2 protein-coding genes are annotated in these 5,929 nt (G+C 58.3%); both read right to left on the reverse strand.

Annotation, left to right across the window (positions count from 1 at the left end; translation table 11 throughout):
- Positions 1-487: 487 nt before the first annotated feature.
- A complete protein-coding gene (locus LKE08_RS02730) occupies positions 488-1,480 on the reverse strand; it encodes a PRC-barrel domain-containing protein (protein ID WP_324702656.1) in 993 nt (330 codons plus the stop codon).
- Positions 1,481-1,572: 92 nt separating this feature from the next.
- Positions 1,573-5,250, reverse strand: coding sequence for a chromosome segregation protein SMC (gene smc / locus LKE08_RS02735; RefSeq protein WP_324702657.1), 3,678 nt, complete (start codon positions 5,248-5,250; stop codon positions 1,573-1,575).
- Positions 5,251-5,929 lie beyond the last annotated feature (679 nt).

A 5,929-nucleotide genomic window follows, 5' to 3' on the forward strand; every position in this document is an offset into this window, starting at 1 on the left:
TGAGGCGATCGCAAAAAGGAAAATTGCCGGAGGGCGAATGCCATTCGCCCCTACATTTTTGTGTCCGCCGTGTAGGCAGTATGGTGCGTTCCCTTTTGTTATTTTAAAATTATCGTGGCATCGTTCAAATTCATTTTTTTCGTGCTTAAAATATGGAACCTGAAGACATTGCATTTATTGAAAAGTCTTTAAACTACACCTTTAAAAATAAGGACTTATATCAAATCCGGTTATTCAGCCGCACCAACTCCCCAATCATCGACCGATGATTTGAGCGGGTAGGGGCGCAAGGCTTGCGCCCTCCGGAATTGATTCCCAAGCGGTCTCAATATCCAACCCGTTTTTTTCCCGGCATTCAACCGGATTTGATATTAAAAACCAATCAATTCTCCGTGTCCTCTGTGCCTGGAGTGATGAAATCTTCCAAATCTCGAACACCAAAAAACCCGGCTTCCCAACCAGAAACCGGGTTTCCCAATCATTCAAATCAATAGCCGCCGGTTTCCTCTTCATACTCCGGCATCTTCTTCTTCTCGGGGATGTTCACCCGTGGCGCCTTGTAGGGTCGGGGCGTCTCGTCGTCCGCCCAGGCATCCGACTCCACGTCGTCCTCGTACTCGTACTCATACTCCCGAGCGTACAGCCGCTCCTGGCGGGGCGGTTCCACGGGGACGTATTCCGCCTCTTCGTACTCGTCGGGCTCCGCGTCGCCCCAGTTGTCATCCTCATAATCATCGTAAACCGGCTCCGGTTGCTGCACCACCGGGGCGGCGATGGGTTCTTCCCAGGTTTCCTGCTCCTCCCAGGCCTCCTCCACCGGTTCCGGGGTGCGGTACTGCTGCTGGGGCGCCGCCTGGGTGACACCGGTGCCCAACTGGTTGGCGGGTTTGACCGTCGGCGGGTAGTACATCCCCTCCTCTTCCTTCTCCCAGGGGGCTTCGCCGAGGCCCAAACGCTCCAGGACGCCCACCGTCAGTTGTTGCAACTGATCCTCGGACCCCTCGAATACGATCAGGCGGTTCGGGCCGCTGCTGACGATCGCATCGATGGACAGTTCGTAGGTGCTGATCACCTGGTCGGGAATTTGTGGAAAACCGAGGGAGGCGATGATCAGCGACTCCAACCTCCCGTCCCGGGTGTCGAACCGGAAACCCCGCACCCGGCCGAGGGGTTCCCCCGTCTCCGTGATCACTTCGCTGTTGATTAAATCGCTGTACCCTTCAATATCAACGTCATCTTCAAGAACCCGCTCGTCATCCACCAAGATCACGTCGCCGATCTCACAGACTCTGTTGAGATACATATATTTGGGCAGTCCAGCCACGGCCAGAAAATTGTCTTTTAACCCGATCGCGACGATTTCTCGCCGGTCCACATCGACCCAAAGTTGGCTGACCACTCCCAGCCGCTTGCCTCTGTCGCGGGTAATGACTTGAGTACCGAGAAGATCGGAACGTTGGCGGATATGTTCAGATGTCATGCTAGGCAGAATCTAATTCCAAATTAGACATACATATTACTTTACAATCCAGTTCGGGAACAGTCCCGACGGATTGGTTGAATTGGGGGTTACTATAACTTAAGACCGAGAACCTGAGTATAGGCTCCCCTGGCTTGAGTGACCCCGATCGTGCGCTCTGATGCTTCCATCATCGGCCGGCGCAAGCTGACCACAATAAATTGAGCTTGCTCTGCTTGTTGTTTTATCATTTTAGCTAATCGTTCCACATTTGCCCCGTCGAGGAACATATCCACCTCGTCGAAGGCGTAGAATGGCGACGGGCGGTAGCGCTGGAGGGCGAAAATGAAACTCAGGGCCGTCAGGGACTTTTCCCCCCCGGACATGGACGCCAACCGCTGCACGGGTTTCCCCTTCGGGTGGGCGATCAAATTCAACCCGCTGCTGAAGGGTTCCTCCGGATCGTCGATTTCCAGATAGCCGTCCCCCTCCGAAAGGGTGGCGAAAATGGTTTGGAAATTCTCGTTCACCGCGTCGAAGGCCTCCTGGAACGCCCGCCGCCGCAGGGTGGTGAAATTCTCGATCCGCAGCAGCAATTCCGTCCGCTCCCCCTCCAATGTCGCCAACTTCTGGCTCAACTCGTCCAGGCGGGCCTGGGTGCGCTCGTACTCCTCCAGAGCCAGCATATTCACCGGTTCGAGGGCTTCCATGCGCTTTTGCAGGGATTTGATGTCCCGCTGCACCGCCGCCAGGTCGGTATTTTTCGGCACCGAGGGCAGGGGATCGGGGAGTTCGGCCTTTTGGGTTTCCAACTGTTCCTGTTTGATCGCCAGTTGCTCCCGCCGTCCCTGCTGGGTTTCCTGCAATTTCTGGATCTGCCATTCGAGCTGCTGTTTGGCCAGGTGCATTTCCCGCAAATCGGCTTCGGCCCGATCGCGCTGTATTTTCTCCTCCCCCAGCCGTTCCTCGACTTCGGCCATCGAGGCGCGGGTTTTGGCGATCTGTTCGGCCACCGCCGCGAGGCGGGTGCGAATATCTGCCAATTGGTGGGTGAGGGTGTCTTGCTGTCGGCGATATTCTGCCAACCGGCGATCATCGCCCTGCAATTTTTCCTGCAACCGCTGCTGCTGGGTGTCGAGTTCGATCAGGTGGCGATCGACTGCCGCCAGGGCGGTTTCCTTGGCTTGCAGGTCCGCTTCCTGGCCGCGGAGGGTGGCCTGCATCTGCTGCCATTCGCTGTGGCTGTGGGCGGCTTCGAGTTGGGCGAGGGTGTCGCGATCGCGCTCCAGTTCCTTTTCCTGGCTGGGGATGGTGGTTTCCAGGGTTGTCAGCCGTTCCGCCGCCTGCCGAAATTCTGCACTCCCGGCTTCAAATTGCGATCGCACCTGTTCCGTCTGGGTGGTGAGGTTGACGATGATCCCTTCCAGTTGGGACACCCGCTGCTGGGCGTCCCGCAAATTCTGTCTGGCGTCGATGAGTTCGAGCGATCGCGCCTTGGCCTCCTGGGCTCCCTCCGCGATCGCCTGGGTGCAGCGGGTCAAAATCCGCTCGATCTCCGACAACCGCTCCTTCAAAGCCGCGATCGCCCGGGCCTCCGCGCTCACCTCGTCGTCCACCGTGCCGAAGTGCAGAGTCGATCGCGAACTGGCACTCCCCCCCGTCATCGCGCCGCTGGCCTCCAACAGTTCCCCGTCCAGCGTCACCATCCGGTACTGTCCCAAATGGCGGCGGGCATTTTCCAGGGTATTAAATACCAGCGTACCGCCGAAAACGTAGGCGAAAATATCGTTGTAGCGCGGATCGCACTCGATCAAATTCACCGCCAGATCGATCATCCCTTCGAGCGATCGCATCGTGGCGAAATTGGGCAGTCCCCCCCGCCCGGGGCGAATTTTATTCAGGGGCAGAAACGTCGCCCGCCCCCCCCTCTGCCGTTTCAGCAGTTCGATCGCTTCCGCCGCCACCCGGTCATTTTCCACCACCAGATGTCCCATCCGGCCCCCAGCGGCAATTTCCAAGGCCAGTTGATATTGAGGTTCCACCCGCCCCAACTGGCACACCAGGCCGCACACACCCTCCAAACTCGCCTTTTTGATTGTTTGGGTGGCGTTGGTCCCCGTCGCCTCTTGCTGGGCCTGCTGTTGGGCTTCCAGGCGATCGAGTTTGCGCTGCCGCTCCCGCTGTTCTTCTAACAACCGGGCCTGGGTTTCCTGCTGCAACTGCAACTCGTCCTCCACCGCCGCCACGGTGCGTCCCAAGGCGTCCGCCTGGGTTGCCATTGCGTCCCGGGTTGCGATCGCCGTTTTCAACTCCTGCTGTTTGCTCGTCAGTTCCCGCCGCAGGCTGATTAAAGCCTCTTCCCGCTCCAAATTTTGCCGCTGCAACTGTTCGGAACGCTCCCGCAGTCGCGCCCGTTCGGTGCGCTGGGGGTCGAGGCTTTTTTGCAGGGTTTCGATTTTGCGGTGCAGTTCCGTCTGCTGCACCATCCAGGTTTCCGCCTGGGACGCCACCTGTTCGGTCGCTTCCCGGGTGCGGTTGACGAGGGCTAGGGCCCCATCGCGATCGCCCCGCCGCCGTTCCTGTAACGCCAATTCCTCGGTTTTCTGCCGTTCCAAATTGGCTAAAGTTTCCCGGTGCTGCCGTACTTCCGCCTCCGTCTCCCGGATCTGCCCCGTCACCTGCTGGGCGGCCGTTTCCAGTTCCCGCCGCCGCTGTTGCAGTTGGTTGCGTTCGGCCTCTTCTGTCGCCAGGGTGGATTGCAAATTCAGCAATTCCTCCTCCCCCATCGCCTTGACTCGGGCGTTGAGGGCCTCCAGTTCGGTGGTGGCTCGGGTAATTTCAGTTTGCCGATGTTGCAGTTGTTCGGTTAAATCAGTATAGGAGCGATCGCCCGCCTCGATCTGTTCCCGCAGGCGCCAGACTTGATTTTGCAACGTCTGATAATTCAGGACGGCCTCCCACTGGCTTTTTTCCTGAAATTCCGCCCGCAATTGTTGGTATTTTTCCGCCTTGGCGCGGTCTTTGGCCAAGCGATCGCGCTGGACGATCAATTCCTGTTCGACGATGCGGCTCCGTTCTTCCCGCTCTTTGACGGTATCGAGTTTTTCCCGGGCCAGGACGATTTTGCGATCGAATTGGGCCACTCCCGCCAGTTCGTCGATGATCTCCCGCCGTTCCCGGGCTTTCATGGTGATGATGCCGGTGACGTCCCCCTGCAACACGACGTTGTAGCCTTCGGGGTAAATCCGCAAGTTATTGAGTTGTTCGTGCAGTTCGGTTTGGGTGCAGGGTTCCCCGTTCATATAATAGGTGGAGGTGTAGGTGCCCTGTTTCGTCACCCGCAGTTTTCGCGTCACGCTCCATTCGTCGGTGGGGAGGATGAAGCGATCGCCCTCTTCCTCGGAGTCGGTTTCGCTGTCGGAATCTCCGCTATTTTCGGTATCGTCAATTTCAGTATCCGCCGCGATCGCCCCATTTCCGTTGCCGCCGTTGCCGTTCTCCCCGTAGTCCGGTTCCCCCACCACCAGGTCCGACAGGTCAAACGTCACGGTGACGCGGGTTTCGACGGTGGATTTCCGGCTTTGGGCGTTGTTGACCAGATCGGGAAGGCGTTCGGCCCGCATCCCCTTGGAGGAGGACAAACCCAGGGCGAACAGCAGGGCGTCGAGGATGTTGGATTTGCCCGATCCGTTCGGCCCGGATACGACCGTAAACCCCGGCAGCAGCGGAATGTCCGTCGTGCCGCCGAAGGATTTGAAGTTGGTCAGTTCCACGCGCTTGATGTGAACCATTGAGGCTGTGTGACTGGGTTTGAACGGGTCGGGTTGATCTTCTCATCAGGGTAGCACAGCGATCGCGGTTTTCAGAGGGGACTTGAGCATCTCAGGCCCCCTAAATCCCCCAACTTTGGGGGACTTTGAGCGTCGGGTTCTCCCCCAGACTCGGCCCCCTAAATCCCCCAACTGTGGGGGACTCGGCCCCCTAAATCCCCCAACCTTGGGGGACTCGGCCCCCTAAATCCCCCAACTGTGGGGGACTCGGCCCCCTAAATCCCCCAACTGTGGGGGACTCGGCCCCCTAAATCCCCCAACTGTGGGGGACTTTGCCCCCTAAATCCCCCAACTGTGGGGGACTTTGCCCCCTAAATCCCCCAACTGTGGGGGACTTGGCCCCCTAAATCCCCCAACTTTGGGGGACTTGGCCCCCTAAATCCCCCAACTGTGGGGGACTTTGAGCATCGGGTTCCCCCCCAGAATTAGCCCCCTAAATCCCCCAACTTTGGGGGACTTTGAGCATCGGGTTCCCCCCAGAATTAGCCCCCTAAATCCCCCAACTTTGGGGGACTTTGAGCATCGGGTTCCCCCCAGAATTGGGGGGCTAGGGGGGCGAGTCACTTACGAGAAAAGGACGAGAGCTTGAAAGCCGTGTCTTTTTAAAGCACGGATGAAAAGCGAACGGCGACTTCAGTCG

The organism is Lyngbya sp. CCY1209 (assembly GCF_035615495.1).
In the GTDB taxonomy this organism is placed as follows: Bacteria; Cyanobacteriota; Cyanobacteriia; order Cyanobacteriales; family Microcoleaceae; genus Limnospira.

Bases quoted from the DNA above. Each gene is read 5' to 3' on its own strand.
- LKE08_RS02730 (WP_324702656.1), bottom strand. From the start codon at position 1,480: ATGACATCTGAACATATCCGCCAACGTTCCGATCTTCTCGGTACTCAA.
- smc (WP_324702657.1), bottom strand. From the start codon at position 5,250: ATGGTTCACATCAAGCGCGTGGAACTGACCAACTTCAAATCCTTCGGC.